This is a genomic window from Paraburkholderia mimosarum LMG 23256 = NBRC 106338, from assembly GCF_000739815.1.
Lineage (GTDB): Bacteria > Pseudomonadota > Gammaproteobacteria > Burkholderiales > Burkholderiaceae > Paraburkholderia > Paraburkholderia mimosarum.
This window is the reverse complement of the sequence record NZ_BBJJ01000191.1, coordinates 1-3,398: the sequence shown is the minus strand read 5'-3', so window position 1 is coordinate 3,398 and position 3,398 is coordinate 1. Positions and strand designations below refer to the sequence as shown.

Below are 3,398 nucleotides of genomic sequence, written 5' to 3'. Positions count from 1 at the left end.
TGCTAACGCTCCTGATTTTCATGGCGAAGTAGGTGGCGTCGCACGATATCCGCAGTCCGTGACACTTTCGTGAACGCTGAATTGTTCTCAGTTTTCTTCATGGCAAGAACACCGGCAAACGTCCCGCGTGTAAGCGGTTACGAAGCCGTAGTCAAGAACCGATCAACGCCCAGGATCGGTCGACGAGCAATCTGGCCATACGTGTCATCTATCCCTCTCTCGGCCATCGCTCTCCGGCTCCCGTCAAAATTCGAACGACGCGCGAACATTTGGCAGTCATCGAGCATGATCAGGTTTGCTTATGAATCGCGACCAATCATCGTTAACTCGCACATAAGTTTCCTTCTCCAGAATCAAGGTGCAGGTCTACCAATCCAACTACCGTCCGGAGGCTCACATGAAGACGACTATCATCGGGATCGCCAGCATCGGGATGCTGCTCGCCCCGCTCCTCTCCGTTGCGCAAACGAGCACCCATCTGACCCGCGCGGAAGTGCGTGCCGAGCTCGTGCAGCTTGAAAGAGCCGGCTACAACCCCGCAAAGGCTAAGGACGAAAACTACCCAGATGACATTCAGGCTGCGGAAGCACGCGTTGCGGCCGAAAAAGCCGCGGGAGGCCTGTCGACATCCGGAATGGGCAGCGGCACTGGCAGCGCCTCCCAGTCAGGCGGTAGCAGCGCCTCGCACCACAGCACATCGCGATTGTACGAACATCATTAATGGCATCGCACCCTGACTCAAGGTGGCGTGAACGAGGCTTCGGGACGCGTGACGTTAACCGTGTTTTAAGTATCCTGGCTCACGCTTCAGCTACGGGAGATTGCGATCTCCCCCGCACTGCAGACAGGTCTATCAGGGAGGTACTCATCATGAGAACGCTTTTTGGGGTGGTCGCCCTTTCTCTCATTATTGCCGCGCCGACAGTTTCCTTTGCCCAGACATCGAACGATCCTGTGACCCGCGCGCAAGTCCGCGCTGAGCTGGTGCAGCTCGAACATGCAGGCTACAAGCCGAGCAGAACGCAGTATCCTGCTGACATCCAGGCTGCGGAGGCTCGCGTTGCTGCGCAGAACCCTGCGGCCGGTAACGCCGGGGCAGCCTACGGCGGCACGACTGCGGGTACGTCGCAGGTGGGTCATCGCATCTCAAATGCGAGGTGGGACTCGCTGTACGGCCATCACTGACTCCGGAAAGGAAGAACGATTCGATGCGGATACTTCTCGTAGAGGACGACACACTGATTGGCAGCGGACTGCAGCAGGGGCTGCAACGCGAGGGGTTCGCAGTTGACTGGGCCCAGGAAGGTGACGCCGCGACGCTCGCCCTACGTACAACGTCGTATGGCCTTGTGCTTCTCGACCTGGGTCTGCCGGGACAGGATGGGCTCACTCTGCTCGCGCGACTGCGCCAGCGCAATGATGACACGCCGGTGATCATCATCACGGCCCGCGACGCCGTACCTGACCGCGTCGCGGGCCTCGACGGCGGTGCAGACGACTACATCGTCAAGCCGTTCGCACTCGATGAACTGCTCGCGCGTATGCGCGTGGTACGCCGGCGCCAGGCTGGGCATTCGCGAACAACACTTTACGTCGGTCCGCTTCGGCTCGATCCTGCGCAGCATCGGGTCTGGCTGCGGGAAGTGGAAATACCGATGACGACGCGTGAATTCGCGCTGCTGCTCGAACTGATGCAGCAGCCCGATATCGTTGTATCCCGCGAGCAGCTTGAAGAGCGCATGTACGGCTGGAACGAGGAGATCGGGAGCAACACGATCCAGGTCCACATTCACAATCTGCGTCGCAAACTTGGCACACAGGCAATCCGTAACGTACGTGGAGTCGGCTACCAGATTGGAGAGATCGATTGAAATCGCTACGCCGGCGCCTGCTCTGGTGGCTGCTCCCCGCGACGCTGCTCACCGGGTTACTGGCGAGCGCGGCCACCTACCGGGGCGCGCTGACTGAACTGGACGAACTGCTCAACGACCAGCTAAAGGCGGTCGCGCAGCACGTCGTGGTCGAGCCGGACGGAAACCTGTCGCTGAGAGGCATGCAGGGCGCAAACGAGGACCGGCTTTCCGGAAAGCAGTCGCACGCTGTGCTGCTCCAGGTCTGGCGTGGCACGACACCCGTGTTCAGTACTGACCTCGACTCTTCACTACCACCCCCTACAGGCGCTGGATTCGCAGACATCATCGTCGGGGGGCAGCTCTGGCACACTTACGTCACACGCGACGGCGACACCCTCGTACGCGTCGCACAGGCAAGACGTGCGCGATGGGAAGCGGTGGCCGAGATCGCAATGCACCTCCTCTGGCCAGTGCTTTCGTTGATCCCGTTGCTTGCCCTCTTCCTGTGGTTCGGAATCGGTTACGGGCTGCGCCCGCTTCGGGATATCGCCGCAAACCTCAAGCGACGGGACGCAAACAACATGCAGACAATCGACACCACGGCGATTCCGGGCGAAGTCAAACCCCTCGTCGACGCGCTCAACGATCTGCTGCTGCGCCTCAATGACGCCTTTACGGCCCAACGCCATTTCGTTGCGGACGCCGCCCACGAACTCCGGACGCCAATCATGGGACTCGGGCTGCAGGTGGACCTGCTGCCGAAGGCACTCAACGCAGAAGAACGTGACTTGATCACCGCACAGATTCGCACAGGCACCGCACGGCTCGCTCATCTTGCCGAACAACTCCTGACGCTCGCGCGCCTCGGCCCCGATTCAATGCCTCCGGCCATGTACGACCTGGATCTCGCATCACTGGCGCGTTCGGTTGTGAGCGAGCGGGCGCGTTTTGCGCAGGCAAACGGAATCGACCTTGGCCTGCTCGCCACTTCACCCGTGCAGGTTCGAGGCAACGAGGATGGCCTTCGCATCCTGCTCAACAATCTGGTCGACAACGCCATCCGATATGCCGGGCCGCATGCGCGCGTCGATGTCGTTGCAAAGATAGAGGACGGTGCACGTGTGCTGATGGTATGCGACACGGGCCCAGGTATCGCCTTAGAGGATCGAGAGCGGGTCTGGGAGCGCTTTTATCGCGGGAGCGGACATGGTGCCACCGGCAGTGGTCTCGGGCTGTCAATCGTCAGCCGCATCGCCGAGCAACATCAGGCCGTTGTCGCACTCGACAGCGGTCCGGACGGCCACGGGCTCACGGTGCGCATTCGCTTTCCCAAGGCCACCCCCGAGAGCGGTCCGAGGACTTTGAAAACGGATCAGGCGCGCGCGCCAGCTACCACAGCGCGTCGGCCTGCCTGAGCGATGTCCCAGGCGAACTCGCCACCGTCGCATTGTGATTCCAGGTCATGTCTGGACGCTGGACTTCGTCAGCCTTTTCATGAACAGGTCGTGGAATTCAAACAAGCCCTACTGCCGGACCTTCTAGCCC

General features: G+C 60.8%; 4 protein-coding genes. All 4 read left to right on the top strand.

The features are described from left to right. Nucleotides 1-397 precede the first annotated feature (397 nt). Nucleotides 398-721, top strand: a complete 324-nt coding sequence (locus tag BMI01S_RS36400; protein WP_028233016.1) for a DUF4148 domain-containing protein — start codon at nt 398-400, stop codon at nt 719-721. 149 nt (nt 722-870) lie between these two features. Further along, a complete protein-coding gene (locus BMI01S_RS36395) occupies nt 871-1,185 on the top strand; it encodes a DUF4148 domain-containing protein (protein WP_062880709.1) in 315 nt (104 codons plus the stop codon). 23 nt (nt 1,186-1,208) lie between these two features. Further along, complete coding sequence (locus BMI01S_RS36390; RefSeq protein ID WP_028233018.1) at nt 1,209-1,871, top strand: response regulator; 663 nt, start codon at nt 1,209-1,211, stop codon at nt 1,869-1,871. Further along, complete coding sequence (locus tag BMI01S_RS36385) at nt 1,868-3,268, top strand: ATP-binding protein (RefSeq protein ID WP_081723657.1); 1,401 nt, start codon at nt 1,868-1,870, stop codon at nt 3,266-3,268. Before BMI01S_RS36390 ends, BMI01S_RS36385 begins: the two co-directional genes overlap by 4 nt. The last annotated feature ends 130 nt before the right edge of the window (nt 3,269-3,398 follow it).